Source organism: Maribacter thermophilus (assembly GCF_001020565.1).
GTDB classification, from domain to species: Bacteria; Bacteroidota; Bacteroidia; order Flavobacteriales; family Flavobacteriaceae; genus Maribacter; species Maribacter thermophilus.
This window is the reverse complement of record NZ_LDAS01000001.1, coordinates 2641746-2667378: the sequence shown is the minus strand read 5'-3', so window position 1 is coordinate 2667378 and position 25633 is coordinate 2641746. Positions and strand designations below refer to the sequence as shown.

24 protein-coding genes are annotated in these 25633 nt (G+C 40.8%); 12 read left to right on the top strand and 12 right to left on the bottom strand.

Annotated elements, in window-relative coordinates:
• Position 1 precedes the first annotated feature (1 nt).
• The 8 genes from AB657_RS11540 (at position 2) to AB657_RS11505 (ending at position 10423) form a co-directional block, all read left to right on the top strand.
• Positions 2-325: a hypothetical protein gene (locus AB657_RS11540; RefSeq protein ID WP_047246624.1), complete on the top strand. Its 324-nt coding sequence runs from the start codon at positions 2-4 to the stop codon at positions 323-325.
• A gap of 127 nt (positions 326-452) precedes the next feature.
• On the top strand, positions 453-1979 hold the full coding sequence (locus tag AB657_RS11535) for a bifunctional GNAT family N-acetyltransferase/carbon-nitrogen hydrolase family protein (RefSeq protein ID WP_047246623.1): 1527 nt from the start codon (positions 453-455) through the stop codon (positions 1977-1979).
• A 2-nt stretch (positions 1980-1981) separates the two neighbouring features.
• Positions 1982-3352: a 30S ribosomal protein S6--L-glutamate ligase gene (gene rimK, locus AB657_RS11530; RefSeq protein WP_047246622.1), complete on the top strand. Its 1371-nt coding sequence runs from the start codon at positions 1982-1984 to the stop codon at positions 3350-3352.
• A gap of 95 nt (positions 3353-3447) precedes the next feature.
• Positions 3448-3837: a hypothetical protein gene (locus tag AB657_RS17710; RefSeq protein WP_052958689.1), complete on the top strand. Its 390-nt coding sequence runs from the start codon at positions 3448-3450 to the stop codon at positions 3835-3837.
• Between the two features lie 157 nt (positions 3838-3994).
• Positions 3995-5101 carry an efflux RND transporter periplasmic adaptor subunit gene (locus AB657_RS11520; RefSeq protein ID WP_047246621.1) on the top strand — a complete coding sequence of 369 codons (1107 nt, stop codon included), beginning with the start codon at positions 3995-3997 and terminating at the stop codon, positions 5099-5101.
• 12 nt (positions 5102-5113) lie between these two features.
• Positions 5114-8278, top strand: coding sequence for an efflux RND transporter permease subunit (locus AB657_RS11515; RefSeq protein ID WP_047246620.1), 3165 nt, complete (start codon positions 5114-5116; stop codon positions 8276-8278).
• The gene (locus tag AB657_RS11510) at positions 8265-9689 is read left to right on the top strand and encodes an efflux transporter outer membrane subunit (protein ID WP_047246619.1); all 1425 of its coding nucleotides are present in this window, start codon (positions 8265-8267) and stop codon (positions 9687-9689) included. Before AB657_RS11515 ends, AB657_RS11510 begins: the two co-directional genes overlap by 14 nt.
• Before the next feature lie 305 nt (positions 9690-9994).
• A complete protein-coding gene (locus AB657_RS11505) occupies positions 9995-10423 on the top strand; it encodes a PH domain-containing protein (RefSeq protein ID WP_047246618.1) in 429 nt (142 codons plus the stop codon).
• Between the two features lie 37 nt (positions 10424-10460).
• Here the strand turns inward: AB657_RS11505 and AB657_RS11500 are convergent, their stop codons facing one another.
• Positions 10461-11411, bottom strand: a complete 951-nt coding sequence (locus AB657_RS11500) for an NAD-dependent epimerase/dehydratase family protein (RefSeq protein ID WP_047246617.1) — start codon at positions 11409-11411, stop codon at positions 10461-10463.
• 66 nt (positions 11412-11477) lie between these two features.
• Between AB657_RS11500 and AB657_RS11495 the strand changes: the two genes are divergently transcribed.
• Together AB657_RS11495 and AB657_RS11490 are read left to right on the top strand one after the other, a co-directional pair.
• Entirely contained in the window at positions 11478-11978 is a 501-nt protein-coding gene (locus AB657_RS11495; protein WP_047246616.1) for a hypothetical protein, read from the top strand.
• A complete protein-coding gene (locus AB657_RS11490) occupies positions 11965-12456 on the top strand; it encodes a nuclear transport factor 2 family protein (RefSeq protein ID WP_047246615.1) in 492 nt (163 codons plus the stop codon). Before AB657_RS11495 ends, AB657_RS11490 begins: the two co-directional genes overlap by 14 nt.
• Positions 12457-12500: 44 nt before the next feature.
• Here AB657_RS11490 and AB657_RS11485 read toward each other — a convergent pair whose 3' ends face one another.
• The 4 genes from AB657_RS11485 to AB657_RS11470 form a co-directional block, all read right to left on the bottom strand.
• The gene (locus AB657_RS11485; protein WP_047246614.1) at positions 12501-13199 is read right to left on the bottom strand and encodes a hypothetical protein; all 699 of its coding nucleotides are present in this window, start codon (positions 13197-13199) and stop codon (positions 12501-12503) included.
• Between the two features lie 129 nt (positions 13200-13328).
• Entirely contained in the window at positions 13329-13703 is a 375-nt protein-coding gene (locus tag AB657_RS11480; RefSeq protein ID WP_047246613.1) for a hypothetical protein, read from the bottom strand.
• 120 nt (positions 13704-13823) lie between these two features.
• Complete coding sequence (locus tag AB657_RS11475) at positions 13824-14636, bottom strand: NAD(P)H-binding protein (protein WP_047246612.1); 813 nt, start codon at positions 14634-14636, stop codon at positions 13824-13826.
• On the bottom strand, positions 14629-16914 hold the full coding sequence (locus AB657_RS11470) for a M28 family peptidase (protein WP_047246611.1): 2286 nt from the start codon (positions 16912-16914) through the stop codon (positions 14629-14631). Before AB657_RS11470 ends, AB657_RS11475 begins: the two co-directional genes overlap by 8 nt.
• 119 nt (positions 16915-17033) lie before the next feature.
• On the opposite strand from AB657_RS11470, the gene AB657_RS11465 reads away from it, so the two are divergent.
• A complete protein-coding gene (locus AB657_RS11465) occupies positions 17034-17498 on the top strand; it encodes a CBS domain-containing protein (protein WP_047246610.1) in 465 nt (154 codons plus the stop codon).
• Between the two features lie 95 nt (positions 17499-17593).
• Here AB657_RS11465 and AB657_RS11460 read toward each other — a convergent pair whose 3' ends face one another.
• The 4 genes from AB657_RS11460 to AB657_RS11445 are packed head-to-tail and all read right to left on the bottom strand — an operon-like array spanning position 17594 to position 19444.
• Positions 17594-17944, bottom strand: coding sequence for a hypothetical protein (locus AB657_RS11460; RefSeq protein ID WP_047246609.1), 351 nt, complete (start codon positions 17942-17944; stop codon positions 17594-17596).
• A gap of 1 nt (position 17945) precedes the next feature.
• The gene (locus tag AB657_RS11455) at positions 17946-18437 is read right to left on the bottom strand and encodes a DUF6265 family protein (RefSeq protein WP_047246608.1); all 492 of its coding nucleotides are present in this window, start codon (positions 18435-18437) and stop codon (positions 17946-17948) included.
• Between the two features lie 51 nt (positions 18438-18488).
• Positions 18489-18872: an SMU1112c/YaeR family gloxylase I-like metalloprotein gene (gloA2, locus tag AB657_RS11450; RefSeq protein WP_047246607.1), complete on the bottom strand. Its 384-nt coding sequence runs from the start codon at positions 18870-18872 to the stop codon at positions 18489-18491.
• Positions 18872-19444, bottom strand: coding sequence for a pentapeptide repeat-containing protein (locus tag AB657_RS11445; RefSeq protein WP_047246606.1), 573 nt, complete (start codon positions 19442-19444; stop codon positions 18872-18874). Before AB657_RS11445 ends, gloA2 begins: the two co-directional genes overlap by 1 nt.
• Before the next feature lie 322 nt (positions 19445-19766).
• On the opposite strand from AB657_RS11445, the gene AB657_RS11440 reads away from it, so the two are divergent.
• The gene (locus AB657_RS11440) at positions 19767-22328 is read left to right on the top strand and encodes a cyclic nucleotide-binding domain-containing protein (protein WP_047247956.1); all 2562 of its coding nucleotides are present in this window, start codon (positions 19767-19769) and stop codon (positions 22326-22328) included.
• A 26-nt stretch (positions 22329-22354) separates the two neighbouring features.
• Here AB657_RS11440 and AB657_RS11435 read toward each other — a convergent pair whose 3' ends face one another.
• The 3 genes from AB657_RS11435 to AB657_RS11425 all read right to left on the bottom strand — a co-directional run bounded on the left by AB657_RS11435 (position 22355) and on the right by AB657_RS11425 (position 25630).
• The gene (locus AB657_RS11435) at positions 22355-23908 is read right to left on the bottom strand and encodes a M20/M25/M40 family metallo-hydrolase (protein WP_047247955.1); all 1554 of its coding nucleotides are present in this window, start codon (positions 23906-23908) and stop codon (positions 22355-22357) included.
• Between the two features lie 273 nt (positions 23909-24181).
• Positions 24182-25141 carry a 2-hydroxyacid dehydrogenase gene (locus AB657_RS11430; protein WP_047246605.1) on the bottom strand — a complete coding sequence of 320 codons (960 nt, stop codon included), beginning with the start codon at positions 25139-25141 and terminating at the stop codon, positions 24182-24184.
• Positions 25142-25630 (bottom strand): VOC family protein, encoded by a 489-nt coding sequence (locus tag AB657_RS11425; protein ID WP_047246604.1) that lies wholly within the window; start codon positions 25628-25630, stop codon positions 25142-25144.
• Positions 25631-25633 lie beyond the last annotated feature (3 nt).

Genomic DNA, 25633 nt, shown 5'->3' with positions numbered 1-25633 from the left:
TATGGACAAGAACGCACATTTAAAAAGAGTCATTGTTGATTTTAAGAAATTGACCCCCGAAGTGTTGAAACTTTTGGTAGAAAGATATCCTGATGGGTATGATGACAGAAATATAATCTCTTTCAAAAATGCCCAAGGCGAACGAATCGAAGCAGTGGAGGTTTTGACCGAGGATACCAAGTATTTGGTGAAGATCAGCGCCAAGCTGGAGTATACCATGGAAAACTATGACGAGGATGACTACGAGGATTTTGACGATGACGATCCAGATGCAGTGATAGAACCCGACCCAAAAGACATGGTAGATGGTGACGATGAGGACTAACACAGGCCGCCATCGCTATAAAATAATATACGCATAAACATATTTATGGGCCCTAGGTTTCTAGGGCCATTATCCGGGCAATTTCCAAATAGTGTTTTGGTCACGGCCAATACATTTATTGTTAGTTATGAAAATTGAGGAAATTGAAAACATAGAATTAAAGTACTTGAGCTTAGCCGATTATAAAGAGCTCAAGGCTGCCATGGTTTCTTCGTACCTGAACATGCAAAATGCTTTTTGGAAAGAGAGGGAAATAGGCAGGTTGATAAAATTGTTCCCCGAAGGCCAAGTGGTGATCAAGATCAATGGCAAGTTGGCGGGTTGCGCGCTTTCTATCATTGTTGATTACGATAAGTTTGAGACCGGGCATACTTATAAAGAGGTAACGGGTAATTATACTTTTAGCACCCATACCGATGAGGGCGATGTGCTCTACGGTATAGATGTATTCATAAGTCCTGATTTTAGGGGTATGCGATTGGGGCGCAGGTTGTACGACTACCGAAAAGAGCTGTGCGAAAAACTGAACCTGAAAAGTATTGTATTTGGCGGACGTATGCCCAATTATCATAAGTATGCCGATAAACTTACGCCAAAAGAGTACATAGAACAGGTTCGTAGAAAAGAGATACATGACCCCGTACTTAATTTTCAGATCAGTAACGATTTTCATCCGTCTAAGGTGATGAAAGGTTATTTGGAAGGGGATAAGGACTCCAATGATTTTGCCATTCTAATGGAGTGGGACAATATCTATTATCAAAAACCCTCAAAAGTGGCGGCAAGTACCAAAACGGTCATTCGTTTAGGACTTATTCAATGGCAAATGAGGCCCTATAACGATATAGAAGAGCTGTTACAGCAAGCTGAGTATTTTATAGATGCCGTTTCTGGATATCGTTCCGATTTTGCACTGTTTCCAGAATTTTTCAATGCACCTTTAATGGCGGGCAACAACCATATGTCTACCCCAGATGCCATTAGGGAGCTTGCCAAACATACAGAAGTCTTGGTACAACGGTTTTCAGAGTTTTCAATTACCTATAATATTAATATTATAACAGGTAGCATGCCAGAGGTTATAGATGGTATGTTGTATAATGTTGGATATCTATGTCGTAGGGACGGTAGTACGGAACGGTACGAAAAATTACATGTAACACCCGATGAGGCAAGGGTGTGGGGTATGCAAGGGGGTACAAAATTACAGGCCTTCGATACCGATTGTGGTAAAATAGGTGTGCTGATCTGTTATGATGTAGAGTTTCCGGAACTCAGTAGGTTGTTGGCCGAAGAAGGTGTGGATATCTTGTTCGTTCCCTTTTTGACCGATACCCAAAACGGCTATTCCCGAGTGCGTAATTGTGCTCGCGCAAGAGCTATTGAGAACGAATGTTACGTGGCCATTGCAGGTAGTGTGGGCAATCTTCCGAATGTTCAGAATATGGATATACAGTTTGCACAAAGTATGGTGTTTACACCTTGCGATTTCTCTTTTCCGACTAACGGAATTAAAGCGGAAGCTACGCCCAATACAGAAATGATATTGATCGCCAATGTGGATATAGGTCTCCTACGAGAACTGAATCAATTTGGGGCGGTACGAAACTTGAAGGATAGAAGAAAAGATTTATTTGAACTCAGAAAAAAATAACATTGGAAAATTTAAGGATTATTGGGAGCGAAGAATGGTGTGTTTTTAAAGAGCTGGGGATTCCCGGTATTAAAGCTAGGGTAGATTCGGGTGCCAAAACCTCTTCTATACAAGCGGCCAACATAAAAGTATTTAATAAGGGCACCCAAGAATGGGTAAAATTCGAGGTAAACCCATTGCAGGAAAATAGAAGTATTGCCATTGCCTGCGAGGCAAGATTGGTAGATCGCCGTATGGTAAAAAGCTCTTCGGGCATAGCTGAAGAGCGATTGGTGGTAAAAACACCGGTGACCTTGGGCGATGAGACTTTTGATATAGAACTTACCTTGGCGAACAGGGATACCATGGAGTTTAAAATGCTCTTGGGAAGAGAGGCCATAAATGAAAGGTACATGGTAAACCCTGCAGTGAATTATCAGATCCAAGATTTTTCCGAAGAGGAAATAAACAAGAAGTACAAACCCTACTTTAAGGCAAAGACCGGTCTTAAGATAGCCCTTTTGGCAAGTAACCCCAATCTGTATAGCAATAAACGCTTAATGGAAGCGGCCAAGGCCCGAGGACATGAGATCGTGTTCTTGAACGTTGAACTGGCCTATATGAAACTAGATGCGCATTCACCCGAAATACGGTATCGTGGAGGCAATATCTTAAAAGAATTCGATGCGGTGATACCGCGGATAAAACCGGCCGTAACCTTTTATGGTTGTGCCTTGATCCGACAGTTCAATAATCTGGGGGTCTATTGTCAAAATTCTGCGGAGTCCATCACACAATCCAGAGACAAGCTTTTTGCTTCACAATTGTTTGCCAAGAACGATATTCATATCCCCATTACCGGTTTTGCCAAATCTCCGATGGATACCAAAGACCTTATTAAAATGGTCAACGGGGCACCTTTGATCATAAAGTTGTTGGAGAGCACCCAAGGCAAGGGCGTAGTGCTGGCGGAGACCAATAAGGCAGCAGAAAGTGTGATCAATGCTTTTAAAAGTGTAAATACCAATATTTTGGTACAAGAGTTTATAAAAGAGGCCAACGGGCAAGATATTCGCTGTTTTGTAGTGAACGGTAAGGTGGTGGCCAGTATGCAACGACAAGCGGAAAAAGGGGAATTTAGGGCCAATATTCACCAAGGAGGCAAAGCTTCTATCATTAAAATAACTTCTGATGAAAAAAAGCTGGCCATAAAAGCGGCAAAGGTATTGAACTTGGCCGTGGCAGGGGTAGATATCATCCGATCCAATAAAGGCCCTTTGTTGTTAGAGGTAAATTCTTCGCCAGGGTTGGAAGGGATAGAAAATGCTACGGGAAAAGATATTGCCAACGAAATGATCGTGGCCATTGAAAAGAAATTAAAGTTTAAGGCATAGAAAGAGTTGTATTGATGTTTATTGTTCTCCTGTCATTTTTGTGGTCGATTGTTAGAGGAGCAATCATGTAATTGCCTAACTTTGACAATCGTTTTATGAAATTCGTTCGCAAACATATCAATCTACGCTTGTTTTGGTTTTTGATGGCACTGCACATCCTCAACCTTAGTGTAGATTCGCCCGATCCCCAGCCAAATTATATTCCCGAGGATTTGAGTTACAATGATATGGAAAGCATCGTAGAGATTGTGCTAGAGGAACTGTTGGGTATTGAAAACGCTGTCCCAGAACAGGAAGATGACGACACCAACAATAGTTTGATGGTAAAATTGAACTTTCAACCTGTTTTGTGTCAAGAGAGGTCGCTATCCGAATTTATGTTCGCTTCTGACGATATCGCCGTTCGGCACTCCATATTCTTCTATCACGATGCCTATGCCGAACAATTTCATCCCGAAATAATACCCCCACCGCCCAAGGTGTAATTCTTCATTTTTATTTGCATTAAACCTGGTTCGCAGACCAAGGCTTCCCTTTGCTTTTATGAAGTGATGTAGTAGTCCATTGTTTTGCCGTACCGGGTCCGATATTTCCGTTACGGGAGTTTTATCCTCCCCTATTTTAATTTAAAATCTAAAAACAATGAAGAATTATATATGGTTTTTGGGGGTGTTCGCTATGATGTTAGCCGCATCATGTACATCTAAAAAAGAACAATCAAAAAAAGAGGAACATTTTAAAGTGGTTCGGCCCTTGGTAAAGGACACCGTATCTACCAACGATTATGTAGCTGACATAAACGCTTTTCAACATGTAGAGATCCGTGCACGTGTAGGCGGATTTATAGAGTCTATTTTGGTCGACGAGGGACAGGAAGTCCGCAAGGGGCAGGTGCTTTTTACCATCAACACCAGCGTGTATCAACAAAACCTGCAAAAGGCCAAGGCTGCCACCAAGAGTGTTTCGGCCGGACTCAATGCGGCAAAAATAGAGTTGCAAGGCTCAAAAAAGTTATTGGACAAAAATTTCATCTCTCGATCAGAGTACGATTTGGCAGCGGCCAAATTGGAGGCATTGGAGGCAAAATATAAGGAAGCCCTAGCGGAAGAGGCCGAAGCGGAGCTCAATCTTTCCTTTGCCCAGATAAAGGCTCCTTATGATGGTATTATCAACCGCATTCCCCAAAAGGAAGGGAGTTTGGTCGAAGAGGGTACCTTGCTCACCACTATTTCCAACAACAAGGCCATGTTCGCCTACTTCAATATTTCAGAGGTCGATTATTTAAAATATATGGCTTCTATGGATGTTAATGAAATAAAGGAAGTTTCCTTAATTCTGGCAGATGGCAATCGCTACCCGTTTAAGGGTGTTATAGAGACTACTGAAAGTGAATTTGATCGTAATACCGGAACCATTGCCTTTCGTGCCAAGTTTCCCAACCCCGATAATGTATTAAAACATGGGGAAACGGGAAAGGTGCGGATCAGAAATAAGGTAAGGAATGCCTTGTTCATTCCCCAAAAAGCAACTTTCAATCGTCAAGAACACTTGTGTGTTTTTGTGGTGGGCGATGACCATACGTTAGAAGTACGGAAAATATCCCCCTCATTGCGAATGCCCCATCTTTTTGTTGTTGAAACGGGACTGGGTCCAAAAGACCGTATTCTTCTAGAAGGGGTGCAGCATGTAAAAGAGGGGGATAAGATCATTCCTGAAACAGTTTCATTTTCTCAAGTTTTTAACCATTAATCATTAGAAACCATGAAAGTGAATATTATAAATCGCCCTGTGTTGGCGATAGTCATCTCGTTGATTATTTTGTTTCTGGGCATCTTGTCCATCTTTCAATTGCCTATGGCCCTTTTTCCCTCGGTGGCCCCTCCAGAGGTGAACGTAGAGGTAGAGTACCAAGGAGCCAATGCCGAGACGGTTGCCAAATCTGCCATAGAACCCTTGGAGCGCGCCATTAACGGTGTGCCCGATATGAAGTATATGAGCAGCAATGTGGGCAGTGACGGTGTGGGTGTGGTTCAAGTCATCTTTGAAACCGGAACCGATATCAACGATGCCGCTGTGAACGTGCAGAACCGGATTACCGACGTAATGGGTGAACTTCCCCCCGAAGTAATAGAGCGTGGTGTCTTAATAGGTAAGGAGACAAATGCCATTTTAATGTACATCAACCTGTTCAGTGACGACCCTGAAATGACCGAGAAGTTCATCCATAATTTTGCCGATTTAAATGTGCTGTCCGAATTAAAACGGGTCAAAGGCGTCGGGTATGCGAATATCTTGGGAGCTAAGGAGTACGCCATGCGTATTTGGTTGAAGCCGGACAGGATGTTGGCCTATGATATTACAACACAAGACGTCCTTAACGCCTTGGAGGAACAAAACCTAGAGGCTTCCCCAGGTATTATCGGAGAGAATTCGGAAAGAACCAAAAACGCTATCCTACAATATATTTTGAGCTACGCCGGAAGGTTCAACTCTGAGAAAGAGTATGCAAACATCCCTATAAAAGCTACTGCTCAAGGGCAGATATTACGAATAAAGGACATTGCAGATGTAGAGTTTGGCACCGAATATTTTGATGTGGAGGCCAAGTTCAACGAAAGGCCGGCGGCTTCCATTATTTTGAAACAATTGCCGGGAACCAATGCCAAAGAGGTAATCGATAATGTTAAGAAACGTATGGAAGAACTTAAGGAATCCATGTTTCTTGAGGGTATGGATTATGAGGTTAGTTATGATATATCACGTTTTATGGACGCCTCTATCCATGAAGTCATCAAAACCTTTATCGAGGCCTTGCTTTTGGTAACCTTGGTCGTTTTCGTATTTCTTCAAAACTGGCGTGCTACCTTAATTCCGGCCCTGGCCGTACCCGTATCCATTGTAGGTACGTTTTTCTTTATGCAGTTCTTTGGATTTTCACTTAACCTGATTACACTTTTTGCCTTGGTGATCGTAATTGGTATTGTGGTAGATGATTCCATTGTTGTGGTAGAGGCCGTTCATGCGAAAATGGAACGCCATAACCTAAATGCGAAAGAAGCCACACAGGCGGCCATGAAAGAAATTAGCGGGGCCATTGTCGCCATTACCTTGGTGATGTCGGCCGTATTCGTTCCGGTAGCCTTTATGAGTGGGCCTTCGGGGATTTTCTTCCGACAGTTTGCCCTCACCATGGCCATTGCCATTGTCTTATCGGGGCTTGTGGCCCTTACCTTGGCGCCCGCTTTGTGCTCCTTGCTGTTGAAACATCCCGATAAGGAGAAAAAAACTTTTCTCGACCCCTTCTTTTCGCGCTTCAATTGTTGGTACGAAAATTTGGAAGACCGGTATAAAAACCTGTTGAACCGTATTGTTAACAGAAAGGTGGTGACATGGGGTATCTTGGTGGCCTTTGTAATAGGTACGGGTATTTTTAGCAAGGTTTTACGTACCGGTTTTATTCCGAATGAAGACCAGGGCATGTTCTATGTAAACGTGTTGACGCCCCCGGGTTCTACCTTGGAAAGGACCAAGACGGTAGTAGATGCTTTTGCCGCGGAAATTCGAGATATGAAAGATGTGGAAAGTATTTCATCCCTAGCGGGGACCAATATACTTTCTGACGGTACTGGAGCTACTTATGGCAGTTTTTTGGTGAACCTAAAGGAATGGAGCGAGCGAAATGCCACGGTAGACGATGTTATAGCGGAAATGAAGGAGCGGACGGCCCATATCAAGGATGCCGAGATAGAGTTTTTTCCTCCACCCCCCGTTCCGGGTTACGGAAATGCCAGTGGGTTCGAAGTAAAACTATTGGACAAATCGGGCCATGGTGATTTAAAGACTTTGGAATCCGTTACCTATACCTTTATCAAGGCCTTGGAAGACCGTCCCGAAATAGGCTATTGTTTTACCACCTTTAACGCCAACATACCACAGTATATCTTAAAGGTAGATTACGACAAGGCCGCACAAAAGGGCGTAACGGTCAACAATGCCATGGGTACCCTTTCTACCTTGGTAGGAAGTGAATATGCCTCTAACTTTATCAAGTTCGGAAAGACCTACAAGGTAATGGTGCAGGCCTTACCGGAATACAGGGCCGACCCAGAGGATATCTTGCAGTTCAGGGTAAAAAACGACAGGGGCGAAATGGTTCCTATTTCCACCTTCATCACTCTAGAAAAATCGTACGGAGTGGACCAAATAGAGCGCTACAATATGTACAACGCCGTAGCCCTTAACGGAGAGGAAGCACCGGGCTATAGTAGTGGCGACGCCCTAAAGGCGATAAGGGAGGTAGCAAGGGAAGAACTACCTAAGGGCTATGATATCGCCTGGTCGGGAATATCGTATGATGAAGCCAATGCCGGAAACGAGGGTACTGTTATTTTCTTTATTTGTCTTTTGTTCATCTATCTCATCCTGTCCGGACAATATGAAAGTTTCCTGTTACCCCTGCCCGTAATTCTTTCGTTGCCCACAGGAATTTTCGGTGCCTTTATGTTCCTAACGGTCCTAGGGCTTGAGAACAACATTTATGCCCAGATCGCCATGGTGATGCTTATTGGGCTGTTGGGCAAAAATGCCATTCTAATCGTTGAGTTCGCTACCCAAAAGCACAGGGAAGGTAAAACGGCCCTAGTGGCCACCATCGAAGGGGCCCGATTGCGCCTTAGGCCAATACTTATGACATCTTTTGCCTTTATAGCGGGACTCTTGCCGTTGGTGTTCGCCTCGGGCGCGGGGGCCGTGGGCAGTAAGACCATTGGTGCCGCCGCCTTTGGGGGAATGTTCGTGGGAACCCTTGTCGGGGTCGTCATCATTCCCGGACTCTACTTCGTATTTGCCAAATTGACGGAGAAATACGGACGAAATCCAAAAAACGAAAAATCTATTCTTGAAAAAGTATATAATGAAAAAGTATAAAACCATATTTGTGCTGTTCCTTATCTTGATTGTGGGCAGCTGTAAAACAATGAAAACCGATATTTCGGCCAAGCACAAACCGCTGCCCGAAAAATACGGTACCGCCCAGAGCGATACTACGACCGTTGCACGTATCGACTGGAAAGAATTTTTTGCCGATGACTATTTGATACAACTTATCGATACGGCTCTTACCAATAATCTCGACTTACAAATGGCGCTGCAGCGCATTGAGGCCGCCCGTTCGGGACTTCGCTTTGCCAATGGTGAACTGTTTCCGAAAATAGAAGGGACCTTTACGGCCGCGACCACCAAGTACGCCAAGTACACCGAGGGCTTTGCAGGGAATTCCACTACCGAATTCGAGGGAAGGACAATACCCAATCCCGTACAGGATTATTTTGCTGGATTGACAGCTACATGGGAAATCGATATTTGGGGAAAACTGCGAAATAGCCGTAAGGCGGCCCTTTCTAGATATCTGGCTAGTATTGAAGGGAAGAATTTTGTGGTGTCGAACCTAGTGGCCGATATTGCAGCCTCGTATTACGATCTGCTGGCCTTGGACAATGAGTTGGACATTGTACGGCAGACCCTGCGAAAACAGCAGGAAGCGTTTGAGGTGGTAGAGTTGCAAAAAGAAGTGGGCAAGGCGAACGAATTGGCCGTGCAACAGTTTCTTGCCCAATTGCTAAATACCCGCGCACTTGAAAAGGAAACCCTGCAACAGATCGTGGAAACCGAAAACAAAATCAATTTTCTGATGGGCAGGTTTCCACAACCCATACCAAGGGAAAAGGGGTCTTTGTTCAAAGAGCTGCCTCGGCAGATAGCATCGGGCGTTCCGGCACAGTTGCTTGCGTACCGCCCCGATATACGGGAAGCCGAACTAGAGCTACGTGCCAGTAAGTTTGATGTTAAAACGGCTAAAGCGGCTTTTTTTCCGAGTCTTGCTATCGAAGCCACTGGGGGGTATCAAGCTTTCGATTCAAAGTTTTTGTTCCGTTCGCCCACCTCTATAGGCTATTCGGCCATAGGCGGACTCGTGGCGCCCTTGATCAACAGAAAGGCTTTAAAAGCGGAATTCCATAATGCGAAGGCCCAACAATTAACGGCCATGTACCAGTACCAAAAAACCATTTTAAACGGGTATATGGAAGTGGCCAATGGGCTTTCGAACCTTCATAACCTACAAGAGACCAAGGAAATAAAGGAACAGCAAAACCAAGTATTGGAAAATGCCATAGAGGCATCCGCAGAATTCTATAGAATGGCCAAGGCCGATTACTTGGAGGTGTTGATGGCGCAGCAAAATTCGCTACAGGCCCAACTGGAACTGATTGCCTTAAATAAACGCCAGCAATTGGCTACCGTATCTATTTACAAAGCCCTAGGTGGCGGTTGGCAATAATACGGGTAAAACAAGCATATACTCCCCGAGAATCGGGGAGTTTTTTTAGAATTATTTGGAAGGGTTAAAAGATTATAATTCCGTTCTTATTCCCGAAACCTGCACATTTTATTTATGTGCAACATTCTCGATATTTCCAGTTGCTGTAACTTTGGTTTTACAATAATAGGTCAAATAGGAAAAAGATTTCCAGAGAAAGCACCCCACTTGATTCATTAAAAAAATCACTAACTTTCGTTCTAACAAATAACAACCCGCTGTAAATCATAGTAGTACGGTAGGGTGCATCAGATAAAATCATTCCTATGAAATTTAAGAGTAAGAAAGACACCTTGTTCAGTTTGGTGATATTAGGTACGTGCGGTTTAATGCTGGTATTAACGGTTACAGGTATTCTAAAGGGAGAAATGGATCCCGATGAATATTGGACCTTACCTATTGTAATCGGTGTTTGTTTGGCTTTACTGTGGTTTTACTTTGGCACCTATTACGAACTGGGTAAAGAAGGTCTTACTTACAGAAGCGGACCGATCCGCGGAAAAATCCGTTTAGATCGCATTACCGAAATTGTAGAAGGAAAGACCCTCTGGGTAGGTTTTAGGCCGGCAACATCTAGAAAAGGACTCATTGTTAAGTACGATACCTATAACGAAATTTATATAAGTCCGCAGACCAATGAATCCTTTATCAGAAAAATGTTGGAGTTGAAAAGTGATATTAAAATAAGTGAATAAACGGCACCCTTGCTTTTGGTCGGGTACCGTTTTCTTATTATGCCTTAATCATTTTTAGGTTTTTCAGCATGGTGGATGTAGTGTTTTCCATATCAAAATCAGCTTTCCAACCCCAATCTGCGCGAGCATCCGAATCATCGATACTGCTGGGCCAAGAATCCGCGATGGCTTGCCTAAAATCGGGTTCGTACGTAATGGTGAAATCGGGAATATGCTGTTGAATGCTTTTGGCGATATCTTCGGGTTTAAAACTCATGGCGGCCAAATTATAGGACGACCTTACTTTAATGTCGTCGGCGTCTGCTTCCATAATCTGTAGGGTTGCTTTTATGGCATCGTCCATATACATCATGGGCAGTACAGTGTCTTTCTTTAAAAAACAGTTGTAGGTACCTTCTTCAAGTGCTTTATGGTAGATCTCTACGGCATAATCTGTAGTGCCGCCCCCGGGCATGGTTTTCCAGCTGATCAGGCCGGGGTAGCGAATGCTACGTACATCTACATCAAATTTTTTAAAATAATACTCACACCAACGTTCTCCAGACTGCTTGCTAATGCCGTAAACGGTACTAGGTTCCATAATCGTGTTTTGCGGGGTGGCTTCTTTGGGCGTATTGGGGCCAAAAACCGCAATACTGGAAGGCCAGAATATCTTGTCCACTTTCTTTTCCTTAGCCAAATTCAGCACATTGAAAAGAGAGTTCATGTTTAGGTTCCACGCACGCATCGGAAATTTTTCTGCGGTGGCACTCAACATTGCCGCCATCAGGTATATTTCACTTATTTTGTAATAGGCGATTATCTCTTCCAAGGCATTGGAATCGGTAGCGTCCAATATCTCAAAAGGTCCCGAATTCATTAGCGTTTCGTTGCCTTCCCTAATGTCGCTTGCTATAACATAATCGTTTCCGTACTTTTTTCGTAGGGTCATTGTCAACTCCGTTCCTATTTGTCCACATGCACCTATAATCAAAATGTATTTCTCCATTAAAAAAAGAAGTTAAATAGCTTATTCGGTAAAGATAACTTTTCTTAAAATTTGTACATTCGTTCTATGCCTAAAATCTACTTTTTTATTTCTTTGGCACTCCTTTTAGGGTCGTGCAAAGAGTCTGCTTCAGAATCTGTCGTCGGACAAACCTCCGATTGGAATGTGATGGTGGAGAAATTCCAAAAAAAAATCACCTTAAGTCCTAAGGCCATAGAGCTGGTTGCAGAGTGGAAGGAATACAACGAATTGGAAAGAAGTTTTGATCGTTTATATACGGTTGAAAATGCGGAAGACCTGATATTGGTAATTGAAGAACTGATAGAGAAACAGAAGTTGATGGAGAAAAGTGTATATCCTAAAGAATTGGATATGCCTCAGGTGAAGGGCAGACAAAAGGTTTTTAAGACCTATCTTCTTAAGATAAAGGGAAATTTGGCATATAGGCAGGATCCCCAAAGCAGCATTAAAGAAATGATCGATGCCTTTAATATTATGCGAGATCAGTTTAATGTAGTCGTAAATAATACGTTGCCCCAAGATTTAATTTCAAATGAAGAAAATTAGCTGTTTACTATTTTTATGCGGTATGCTTGCGACCGCCCAGGATAATAGCAAGGTTGAAGTTGCGGAAACTCTGGATGCATGGCATTTGGCTGCCGGCAATGCTGATTTTGACACCTATTTTGGGCTCATGACCGATGATGCTGTATTTATAGGTACCGATGCCATGGAAAACTGGGGGTTAAAGGAGTTCAAGGCCTATGCAAAACCCCATTTTGATAAAGGAAGAGCGTGGAGTTTTAAGGCTGTAGCGCGTAATATATATTTAAACGATACCCATGACCTTGCTTGGTTCGATGAGCTTTTAGATACCCAAATGAAACTATGTAGGGGGTCTGGAGTGTTGCGAAGAGAGAATGGTACTTGGAGAATTGCCCATTATGTACTGTCTATTGCCGTACCCAATGAGTATGTGGACCAGCTGGTAGAAATTAAAGAGAACAAGGATAATTTACTACTAAACGAATTGACTAAAAATTAAAAAGCGAGCCAAGGCCCGCTTTTTTTAGTAGGTTTCCCAACAAATTATTTTTTAGGTTCTTCGGCAGTTTGTTTTCTGTTTAACAAAGCTTGTTTGCTAAGACTTGCCAGATTAAAGTTCGGGTCTATGGCCAAGGCTTCGTCTATGGTCGCAACGGCAGCATCAATATTATCTTTGTCCTTATTAAACTGTACCAAGGCCTTTAGGTGAAGAAAAGCGGCCTTTAATGGTACTTCGTAAGGTTGTTGGCGCTCATAAAAGGCATATTTCATATCGTCTTTTGAGTTGGTTATACCATACTCAATATTGGTCATGGCCCCGTCGTTATCTCCTAACTGAATTTTTAAATCTGCCAGTTCATAGGCCAAATAGGCATTAGGGTTTCTCTTGTTCAAAATCTCAAACTGCTCCAAAGCCCTTTTAGGTTGGTTCAGTGCCTTTAGTGAGATTGCTTTTACCTGTACCGCCAAATCGGAATCGGTCTCCAATTTTTCTATACCTATGGTGTTTAGAGCCTGTAAATGTTGATTGTCGTTGGCGTAGATATAGGCCAAGGTGTCCATTCTTTCCTTTGAAGGAGAAAGTACGTTTAGGTGGGTAAGTGCATTTATGACTCCGTTTATATCTCCCTGAAGCCTCATTTGACGATAAAATTCTTCGTAGTGCTTTTGTAGTTCACTTTTGGTTTGTGCACTTCCGGCAAAGCTTACCATTAAAATAAGCGCAAAAATCAGTTTTTTCATTGTTCAGTGTTTTTTAGGTAGGCTAAACTATTAAAATATTCCGAACGAACTTGTTAACGAAAACATTAATTGGAATAAAAAGAAATAGGCGTTAAAAAACGCCTATTGAATTCTATGATGACCATATGTTCACACCAATACCTGGTGCCTTTTCTTATTGGTGGTCACATTTAATAATTGGGCATAAAAACCAATGCTTTTGTCATCTTTTTCTATACATGACCGTAAGAAGGTGCGTAAGTTTCCAAAAATGAGATTGGCATGCAAAATAGGAAGGTTTATGTTTAGCTTTCCTGTCTTGTAACTCTTGTCGTCCATTATAATATCCATATTAATACGATGTCTATGATAATCTATAGATACATGGGCCGCATTGTAATATTTTTTGAGAAGTGCAACATGTAATTGACGGTATTTCAATGATTTTATCGGGTTATTGCAACTTTGGGAAATAAGACTTTCAAATTCCATGAGAATCCTTTTTCTAAGATTAGACTTTTTCATGATTTTTTATTTTGAAGTTACTTAAAGATATAAGTTAAAAATGTAACTATCTAAAAATCAATTAATTATTATATAAAATAAGACGATTTATGTTGTAAAAACTAAAGTAGGAGTGGTAAACTATCCGTGCAATGGTGTTAAATAAGTGAATTTTTCGACCATAAACGGGTGATTAGAGGTGATTTTTTTAGGATTTTTTGTGTTAAATGATTGGTATTCGGGTGGTACTATGTTTCTTTTAAGGGCTTCGTTAGAATAGTATTGTTGCTTTGTTGGATGGTGGGGGTAAGCCCCGTGCAACAGTGTTCCCCAGATATTTTCTGTTATAACGGCTTGTATAAGGCGTATACAATCGTTTAAGTGAATGAGGTTTATAAGGGCATTTCCATTTTTTAGGTCTTTTCGGCCAGAGAGCATGGTTACCGGGTGTCTATTGGGGCCTATTAAACCTCCGAACCTTATGATGGTGCTTTTAAAGCTTGTGTTTTCTGTAAAAAGATTTTCTGTTTGTAATAGTTGTTTGCCCGATTCCGACGAAGGTTGGGGTGTGGTTTTTTCGTGGACTTCACCTTGAGAATCACCATAAACAGCCGTGCTGCTGATAAAAATGACCTTTTTAATGAACGATTTGTTAAGTTCGGTCACCAAAAACCGCATCTTTTTTACATAACTCTCCTTTTTTCCTTTGCCACGTAGGCCGGGTGGTATATTAATGATCAATATATCCATATCGGACAAAAAATCCTGTATGGGGCCTGTTATGCCTTCTTCAGAAATTTTTATGTGATAGGGAGTAATGTTCTCATTGGTGAGTAACGCCAATTTATCAACGGATGTAGTGGTACCCTTAACAGAGAAACCTTCTTTAATTAAGTTTTTTGCTAATGGTAGGCCTAACCAACCACACCCTATTACCCCTATTTTTTTAGTCAAACGTTAGTTTTTGAACGGTTAAAATGGCATCGTTGAGTACAAAAGGCATCGGAATATTGTTTTCTGGCCTTTCCGGAACGGTAAACAGGTCATTGTTAAGCAGGTCGTTGGATGCTTCATAAAAGGTTAATTCCAAAGAATCGTCGTTAGAAAATTCCAAACTTAACTCTGTATAATGGTTGTCGCTAATGTAATGGGTTATTAATTTTCCGTTTCTTCTGTTTTTTAAATAATGATTCGAAAGTTCAATGCCGTTTACTATGGCTTTGTTTATGTCCATATCGTTCGTAAATATTTCTAGTCTATTTACATGGCGTTTGGGGGTAACACAGATTTGCAACTTTCTTGTCTCCCCTATAAGGGTATCTCGCAAGATCTCAATGGTCGGTGGTGTTATATTTTTTAACGGTGCCGCTGCGGTGAAACTAAAACCTGATCCGTACTTACTGCTTAAGGTATTTGCAGATGGTTTTTCTGGGGTGTTTTTTTTGGGGTCTATGTATTGTTTTGTCCAATTGGAGGGGGCTTTTTCATACGTTGCCCATTTTGCCTGGTTTTTGTCTACGTCCAGCAAGTAGACCAGACTGGTAGGTTTGGCGTTTTCTGGGGTAAAGTCAACATTGAAATGTGCAGAAACCATGAAACCTATAAAGAGTAGAAAACTAATAAAGGCCATACTTCTTTTGTTTTTGTATCTGGTGAACAATGGTAAAAGAAGGTAGAAGGTAAGGGTCGTAAATACAGTAGATGCAACCATCATCTTTAAGCCTAGAGCAATAGGAAACAATTGTATCAATGGGGCGAATATAAAGATTGCCGGTAACGCCAAGAACAATAGTAAAAACCCATTGGGGTTTTTCTGGTTGATCACGATATAAAATGCAGCCAATGCCCCATATACGGGAATAATAAAAAATGCAGCCCCGTCTAAATATAGGCACAACAATGTGCAGATTACAAGCCATATAAAAAGGGGAGCTACCAATAAATTTGGGGTTTTAACTATTTGGAATTTATGATAGGCATAAAAGCTAACACTTACCGAGAAAAAGACAAAAGCTAAAATATAGGCATGTCCGTTATAGGTGAAACCATGTAAGATATCTGCATATTGCGGGTACAAGGATTTTAATGCCGACCAAGCAAAATAGCCTACGATACCATTAATTAAAAGAGAGGTCAATAGAGGAAGAAAACCTTTTAAGATGTCTTTTCCGTTCAATACATTTTTGTTGAACCCAAGGACCAATAATAACAAAAACACCACACAACCCAATAGTAACATGGGCCAGATCCACTCAAACGGGTATGAAATCAATTTAAAGAAGGGGATATTAAAATAAACAGAGTCTTTTAGACTTCTGACCGTACTTAAATCTATATTACTGAAATGGTCTAAAAGGGCAACCAAATAACTTCCTTGGTGCGCTAGAGTATTACGGTCCAATCGTTCATAGGTGTCGTGCGCCGTATGGTAATCAAAATGATCGTCTATGAACGCAAAGTTGAAGCCGTCTATATCTGCATTTTCCCTAAAAACGGTCAAATCGGTATCGTTGGGCAATAGTTTGTAGATACTGTAGGCCAAAGAATTGGCAACGGGGTATTCGGGATCGGCTTTTATAAACTCTTTGATAAGGTTGTTGTTTCCTCTGTTGGTTTCCAAGAGCATGATTCCGGGGCCTCCACTGCCACGGGCCTCAAAATTTAATACCAATCCTACGTCTTTGGTCCATGGGTGTTCTTTTACAAACAGATCGGCCCCGTTAAGACCAAGTTCCTCTGCATCGGAAATAAGAATGATAATATCGTTTTTGGGAGCTTCATTTTTTGCCAAAAAGGCCCTGATGCCCTCTATAATTGTCGCTACTCCACTACCGGCATCGCTTGCTCCCAAAGAGGAGTGGGGGTTGCTGTCGTAATGACTTAATAGCATAAGAGCCTTTCCTGCTTCGGTACCCTTAATACGGGCAATAATGTTCACCGCCTTGCTCAAATTGCCCCAGTCACCGGCTGTGTACCCTTCTTGGGTCTCTGTTTTCAACCCTAGTTTTTCCAGTTCGGAAACAATATAAGACCGCACTTTTTCGTGTCCTGGAAAACCTACTCCATGTGGTTCTTTCGAAATGTTTTTAACATGCGATAAAGCCCTGTCTGTTGAAAAAGAGGTCGTATCTACCTTTTCATTTGGTGTATAGGTAGGAGTCATGCTCTTAAAACTCCAATAAATGGCTAAAATTATAAGCAGTAGGGTGGTTACGGTCGTGGTTTTTTTCATAAGTCTTCGATTCTTGCTAAAATTATAAAATATTAAAGTAATGACACGTTACAACGAATTTTTTTAATAAATACATTATTTTTTAATATATTTATTAATTAACCTTCAATATAAACGTTATGGGAATCAAAAGCTTTCAAGGAATTCGTAAGAATGTTAAAAAAGAGTTTGACGCTCCAATTCTTGTTGCGGATTATATGACCAAGAAATTGATCACCTTTAGGCCAGACCAATCAATTCTAGAGGTTATGGAGCAATTTGCAAAACATCATATCTCTGGTGGGCCTGTTATCGATGATAACGGATTTTTGGTAGGTATTATATCTGAGGCCGATTGTATGAAGCAAATCTCGGAAAGTCGTTATTTTAATCAGCCTATCTTAGATAAGAGCGTTGAACGTTATATGACAAAAGAAGTAGAAACTATTCCACATGATATTACCATTTTTGATGCCGCGGGTATTTTTGACAGGCATAACCGTAGAAGGTTGCCCGTGATGCAGAACGATATATTGGTAGGGCAGATCAGTAGAAAAGACATTGTGGTCGCCGCACTTAATTTAAGCGGGCACAATTGGAAATGATTTTTTTTTTTTCAATTTAGTTAGTAATAGTAGATTACGGAAAATGCTTCTATAGGAAGCATTTTTTTTGTGACATTTTTTTACGGGATTTGGGGTTATTCCCTTTTAACTATCATATAATAATCGTTATCTAAGGGTAGATAACCCAAATCATATATAAAAAAATAGGTAGTTCCTTTTTTAGTGGTATAAAGATTGGTGATGAAATCAAAGTCAAAACCTTTATGGAGCAATTGGGTTCGAGTGGTCTTGGTTTTGCCATCGGTTAGTTTAAAACTGTCTAGAATACGATAATTTTTTCGCAAACGATTGTTTATGTTGCGCATTAGATTTTTACTGTCTTTGTTGACCTTGTTGTTATAGGCATTTCTACAATGGTCGTTACAGTATTTTTTATCTATTCTGCCTATAATTTCATTGCCACATTCCAAGCATTTTTTTTTCATGCTATTGTTTTTTGTAGTTGAATTTTACTTCTTCTTCCGTACCGTCTTTGTGTCCTATAACTACGTAAATGTTTACCTCTTTTTCAGAAATGCGCTCCATGGTAAAACCATCGAAATATATTTTGTTATCCTCTAATTTTACTAGTTTAAAGTCTACCGTGTTTTCTTTCTCTTCCCAACCGGTAAGGTCTCCGTTAAAGTGTTTTAGTTGTAATAAAAGGGTGTTTTCTGTCTCTTTTATGTGGCCGAGTTCATAGAAAGTTACCTTGCCATCGGCAACGTGTTTAAAGGAAAACATCATGCTGCCGCCCAGAGGAGGACTCCAAATTTCTTCGGTGATACCACCAAAAGCTTCGCCTTTCCAATGACCCGTCATCCATGCTACTTGGTCTATGGTAGCTTTGGGGGAATCGGAGCCTTCCTTGAAAGAAAGCGTGTGTTGTGAGTAAAGAGAGGTGCAAAAAATCAATAATGTTGGCAATAGTAATTTCATGGTCAGAGTTTGTAACAAGTTACAAATTATCTGTTTACAAAAAATACCCGTCTATTGCTCGTAAAATTCTATAGGTAAATTATCGGGATCGGCGATAAAAGTAAATTTTTTTCCGGTTGCTTCATCGATACGAACGGGTTCTATCGGTATTTTCTGTTTTTGGCAATGGTCCATTACTTCAACAAGATTTTCTACAGCAAATGCCAAGTGCCTTAAACCAAGGGCCTCTGGTCTAGATACTCGCTTTGGTGGATCGGGAAAAGAGAAGAGTTCAACTACGTATTTTCCGTTAAGGGCCAGGTCCAATTTGTACGATTGCCGTTCTTCCCTATAGACCTCCCTTATAATCTGTAATTGCAAAACCTGCGTGTAAAAGAATTTAGATCTTTCGTAATTAGAACAGATAATGGCTATATGGTGAATATCTTTAAGCATTATATGGTGACTTTTATCTTGTGTTTTACCAAGAGGCCCGGTAAGGCCTCCAAACTAAAATGGGCATTGGTCAATTTATTTTTTTCAGGATCCAGGACAATGTTGTAAGATGAACTTAAATCTGCTTTTATTAGGCTGGTGCCAGAAAAAATAGCTTTCTCCAAGTCACAATTTTCAAATTTCGAATTGTTCAAGATGGTCTTGCTAAAATCTACAGAAATTAATTTACAATCGGTAAAGCACTGGTTTTTTAAAGTAAGTTCATAGAACGAGGTAAGGTTAAGAATGCAGTCTACAAAAGAAAAGTTCATCAAAAAATCATTACAGTCCTCAAATTTCAATCCCATCATTTTACAATGCTTAAAATCAACTTCGTTAAAAGTGGTATTCGTAAGATTGGCATTGCTTAAATTACAATCTATAAAGGTACACTCCATAAAATTCTGACTATCTAGGTAACCATTGGAAAAATCGCAACCTTCAAAAGTACAGTTTTCATAGGATGCCCGTGGTAATGGACTTTTGGTGTAATTTTTTGGTCTAAAAATCTGATCACAAATGAAGTCTGACATGATGTGGTTTTATTTAAATAAGTTTTTGTCTTTGGCAAGGTATTGGTCATGAATTTCGAAACTGTTCATAATTCTCATTTATTGCACTTGGTCAAGATACTAAAACCAATGAGTTTTCTTAGAAAACGAAAATTATTAAAACAGAGCTTCTTTGGGGTATATGTGATTTGGGCGATTGTTGTAAAAGCAAGTGATATTTGTGGATTTTCTTAAAATATGGCGGGCATTTTGCTAAAATGGTTTTAATGGTGCCTATGTTTCGGTTTTCGGTTAAAACTTAATAAGTTAGTTGGCCTTATTTGGGTATAAAAGACATTGGTTTTTGGGAGAAAGTATGCATATTGAACGATTAAAGGAGTATTTTCCGGAAGGCAAAGCTACCGCATATTTAAAGGATCATATAATTTGTGATATACATAAGAAAGTAAAGACCTTTCGGTGGCTTATAGAGGGTAGCGTAGATTATTATATTGCTGTAGAGAATCCGGACAACGATATTTTGGTCTGTACCATTACCGAACCTTATACAACGCTTGGGCTTAATGGGTTTAATCAGCGAAAGCGCTATACCTATAAGGGCGTTATAGCGTCGCCAAAGGCCATTTTTTATGAGATACCCCTTAAAAAATTGGAGGATTTTATTCGTAACGATACCCAAAACTTGTTGCTTAAAAGTATTGGGGTAAAACTTTATCATCAATTAAGGACGGCACTTCTAAAACAAACGGAGTTATTGAGCCCGGTAAGGTTTCAGCCTTTTGTAGAAGACCGTGAATTTTATATTACTCCCGATACGGAACAGTCTGAAATAGTATCGTTGATGAGACGATCGCCCTTTCTTGATTTTTTTGAAGAAAAGTATCTTAAATCTATGGCCAATATAGCCGAGAGAAGAGAATATGAACCGGATGAGGTGCTTTATGTACAAGATGGGTCTAGTAACGGCCTTTTTATATTGATTCATGGTGAAGTGGCGATAAAAAGGGTAGAGAATAATATAGAAATCAGGCAACGTTCCATTAAAAATTCGGGATTTATTTTTGGTTGGTCATCGTTGTTGGAAGAGAAGGATATTTGTTCGGCCATAACAACCCAAAAGACCTCGGCGTACTTTGTTCCCCAAAGGGATCTAATTGCATTGTTTGTCAGGGACAGGGCTTTTGAAACTCTTTTTTATGAGAAGTTGCTTTGGCTTATGGGGAATCAGATGAATGCGGCCTTTGTACGGTATGTAGGGCTTTTGGGAAAGCATAATCTTCAGGCAGTATATCAACTGATCAACAATAATAAATCTAGAATTAAACTGGCATCTCCGCTGCATCAAGTACCACATTTGTTGGCAAATATAAATACCAAGCCTTTTGCCTATTCGGCATTGAGAAATATATTGAACAGTGGTACCGCCTTGGAACGGCACTTGGCATCGCTGAGCTTAGAGTTACTTGCCGAAGACAAAAAGGAACTTACATTTATTAACGGACTTCGCCATATATATGAAGTGGTGGCCGAACGTGACAATGTGGATCCAGAAATGAGCAGAAGGGCCTGTGCGGAAGTAACTTTAAAAGTTTTTGAAAAAGTACCCCATGTTGTAGAGGGTTGGGAGAATCTACCGGATAATTCGGGGAATATTTTTATTTACAATCATCTGGTAAACGATACTTATTATACTCTTAACAATAACTTTCAAATTACCCTCGATTCTCATTTTTTAAGTGCTATGGTTCTCTATAAAAAATACGGGGAACCGGGTATAAGAACCGTTAGGATAGGGAAGGGGCAAGAGTATGGGCATCAAAATTATTATGATCGATTGGGCTATATAAATGTTTATACAAAAGAGTCAGAAGAGACTACGGCAGAAGAAAAGAAAGCATCTCGAAGCATCTTTTATAGCAAGGCTTCCAAATATCTTGAGAACAACTATAACCTTATTATAAGCCCCGAAGGTACTTCGTATAGAACCGAAGAATCTCCCGGACCTTTTAAATTGGGGAGTTTTAAGTTAGCGATGAATTCTTTTCCCGAACCTTTTATAGTGCCGGTAGTTATGGTTAATTTTGATCATAGAATAGGAAAATCGCTGTACTATTGCTGTATAAAAAAGCCTTTTAAGTTGAGCGATAAAGTGCCCTCTAGAAAAGTAGAGGACCTTGTCAATTTTGTAAATGAGTATCAGTTGCAATACAAGAAAGATGTTAAACAGGCGATAGACAGGGCAGAAAATTTATTTATGGCACCTACCAGATCAGATGGTCAAGAACCCCCAGAAATTTGGAGAAACGAGATCAAGCGGTTAAAAAGAAGAATTGCACAATTAAGTTCGCAAGAAAATTTAATCGCATTTTATGGTAGTTCTTCTGTTCGTTTATGGGTAAACATGCAACGAGACCTTGCACCCATGAATGTAGTGAACCTAGGTTTTGGCGGCTCTTCGTTTGCATGGTGTATTCACTATTTTGAAGAAGTGTTCAAAGATGCCCACCCTTATAAAATTGTGTTGTATGCGGGCGAAAACGACTTAAACGAAGGCAAGACCCCGCAAGAGGTCTTGGCGGACTGTAAAGAGCTCGTGCAGTTAATTTACAATAAGTACCCAAATATAGAACTGGCCCTAATAAGTCTAAAACCAAGTGTAGAAAGAGAGGCCCTTATTCCATTGATCATGGAAACGAACCTCTTACTTTCAAAATACATTATATCGGAGCTTAATGGGCAATATATCAATGTTTTTGGGCAAATGATCACCACCGAAAACAGGCCTATTCCCGAACTTTATATGTCAGACGGACTGCATCTGAACAAAAGCGGTTACGCCCTGTGGAGCAATGCCATTAAAAAAGCGCTGCAGGCCACGGATAATCAAGAAATTTGGGATCAATAAAGCCACGATACGCAAATAGGGTCTTTTTAATCTAGACCACCTCTTCTGTTCGGGCTTCTTGGGGTCGGCCATTCTCGTTGTTCGCCCGTTCTAGGGTTAGTGCCCAATACCGCTTTTTCGCGCGATGTTCTTTCTGGATCCTCACAGGCCATATAAGTTAATATAGCTGTTAGAATGGCATTGTTACGAACATCGTCAAAAACTATTTTATCATACGTGTCCAAATTTGTATGCCAGGTGTAATTCCAATAATCCCAGCTTAAAGAGCTTAGCGAAAATGCGGGTGCCCCTGCTGCCACAAAAGAGGCATAATCGGATCCCCCACCTCCTGGAGCACCCGGGAAAGTGGTCTCAATTTCATTTTTATAAGCTTTAGGTACGGCCTCTAACCATTTTCCTAAATAGGCATATGAGTGTAAAAACCCTTGACCGGATATTCTAACAACTCGGCCTGTTCCATTATCTTGGTTGAACAAAGCCTGTAGGCCGGCAACAATTTTGGGATTGTCCTCTACAAATGCCCTTGATCCATTTAAGCCTTGTTCTTCACTTCCCCAATGGCCGATGATAATGGTTCTTTTAGGGTTTGGGTATACCTTTTTAAGAATGCGGGCCGCCTCTAACATGGTAATGGTTCCGGTACCATTGTCGGTAGCACCTGTTGCCCCGTCCCACGAGTCGAAATGAGCGGAAAGTATCACATACTCGTCCGGTAGTTCTGTACCGGGTATGGTAGCAATGGTATTAAAAGTAGGTACCTCGCCAAGCTCTTTGGACTCCGCAACGATTTTTATTTCTGGTTTTGCCCCATGTTCTACCATACGGTACAACATTCCGTAGTCTTCCAAAGAGATATCTACCACGGGTATTTTGTCGGTTCCGGCACTGAATATCTTATTGGCGCCAAAACCTTTTGACCATCTAGATTGGGCAATGCCAACAGCTCCGGCTTTTTCCAGTGCTTTGTTAATGGTTCTGCTGGAGTATCCGGTATTTTCCATGTTCTCACGCCATTCTTTTTCCAATGCCTCTCTTTCTTTTTTCATTTTGGCAAATGAAGCTTCGGTCGCGAATTTTTCCCAATTTTCATCAGGTCTTCCCGTGGGTTGTGGCATGCTTACCATTACGATCTTACCTTTTACGTTCGGCAACCATTTTGCGAAGGCCAGTGAATCCGAAACCTTGGGTAATATTATCAGTTCGGCAGTAACTCCTTTTTTGCCTGTGCTTGGGTTCCAGGCCAATTGTGTGGCATGTAAAGAGGCTACTCTAGGCGAAACCATGTCTACATGGGTAATGCCACGTTCCCAACCACGCCATGTTCCCCATTGTTGGTTTTCTGCACTAATGCCCCATTTTTTGTAGGTGTTAACGGCCCAATCATGTGCAGATTTCATTTGGGGAGTACCTACCAATCGAGGTCCGTTATAGTCCATTAGTTCGTAAGCCAATTGTTCTAGTTGAGAATTTTCGATGGCTTCTTTCTCTATGGCAGCAACAATTTCTTCGGTAGTCTGTGACCAACCGATGATGGCTGTAAATAAAAAACAAAAGAATGTTAGAAAGCTCGATTTTTTCATTTTCATTGGTGTTTGGAATTAGCTAACAAGTTAAGGAATATAGGTCGAAAATAGAATATTGCTTCTTTGTTTTAATTCATCTTTTTATCCAAGGAAAGAAGGGTGTTCAATAATACATTGGCACCGTTGGCCATATCTTTAGTAGTTAGTGCAAAATCTAAAACGCGTAGCTCTAACAGATCTTGATCTATTATTAGTTGTATATGGCCTTCATAAGAACCGATAAGTAAAAAGGGTAATGGTTTGTAGTTTTAATTTATAATGGTGAATCGTTTATTTTTTCAACTCTTGTTGATTAAAAATGCAGTTGTTCGCAGGTTTTTCGTTTCTTAAGATTGCGATGGTGTTTTTTACCGTCAGCATACACATATGGTTATAGGTAGTCTTTGTTAAACTGCCTATATGGGCCGTTATACATGTATTTGGTAAATTTAATAATGGATTGTTTGGTATTGGGGGTTCCTCGGCCAAAACATCCGCTGCAAAACCTCCTATTTTTTTATTGTGAAGGGCTTCGTAAAGAGCCTCTTGGTCTATTATCTTACCTCTTGCGGTATTGACCAATAAGGCAGATGGTTTCATTTTGGCCAAGGCATCTTTATCTATTAATTTTTCTGTCTTTGGCGTTAAGGGTAAATGTAGGCTGATGCAGTCGGCCGTACTAAGAACTGTGTCAAAAGACCTAAAAGGGTAGGGGACATCTTCTTTTTTTGAGCTCCAATAAATAACGTTCATGCCGAATGCATCGGCTATTTTAGCAACCTTTTTACCAATATTCCCAAGGCCCAAGATGCCCAATGTTTTTCCATGTAATTCATCACCGATATAGCCTCCACGTTCTGTCCATCGGTTTTCTTTTACCATGGTAATGGCATTATAGAGATTGCGTTGCAACATTAACAATAAAGAGATGGTATGTTCTGCAATGGTATTGGCGTTGGAGTTGGGGGCGTTTACTACTTTGATATTTCTTTTGGTAGCTTCGGCAACATCAATATTATCTAGCCCTACACCGCATCTTGAAATAACCTTGAGGTTGGGGCAGGCATCCATAAGTTCGGACCTAACCTGACCTTTTCCCCTGGTAATGATGGCATCTATTTGATGTTCTTTTATATGTTTCTGTATCGAAGGTTCGTCGTAACCCTGTAAAATGATCAGGTCTTTGTCCGATGTTAGCAAATGCATCGCATCATCTGCAATGGTTTCTAGAAGTAAAATTGTTTTAGACATCTATTTATTATGGTATAGTGTTGCGTCTTTGGTTTTGTAACCTCTAAAATCATTTCTTCCAGAGACATAGATGCCATCTTTATAGAGTTCGTCTTCAAATATTTTAGGATCTATATAGGCGCCGGGTTCCGATGATAGTTCAACCAAATTTCCAGAGGGGTCGCGTACAAACATCTGAATGGCCCCATCGGGTAATTGTCGGACTTTTCCCCAAGGTTTAACATCTATGATGCCTAATTCTTTCATACGAAAAAAAAGAGCATTGATGTCATCGACCTGTACACATATATGACCTCTAAAAGAGTAGTTGTCTTCCCATTCCGTTAGGTGTAACTGTTGTTCTTCGTTGAATTTAAAGAATGCCGTAGGGTAGTCGAACAAAAATGCGGGAATGGGCTCTAGTCCCAGTTCATTTTCGTAAAACCTACAAGCTTCCTCTAAGTTGCTAACGATCAATGCTACATGATTTATTTTTAGTGCTTTTGCCATGGT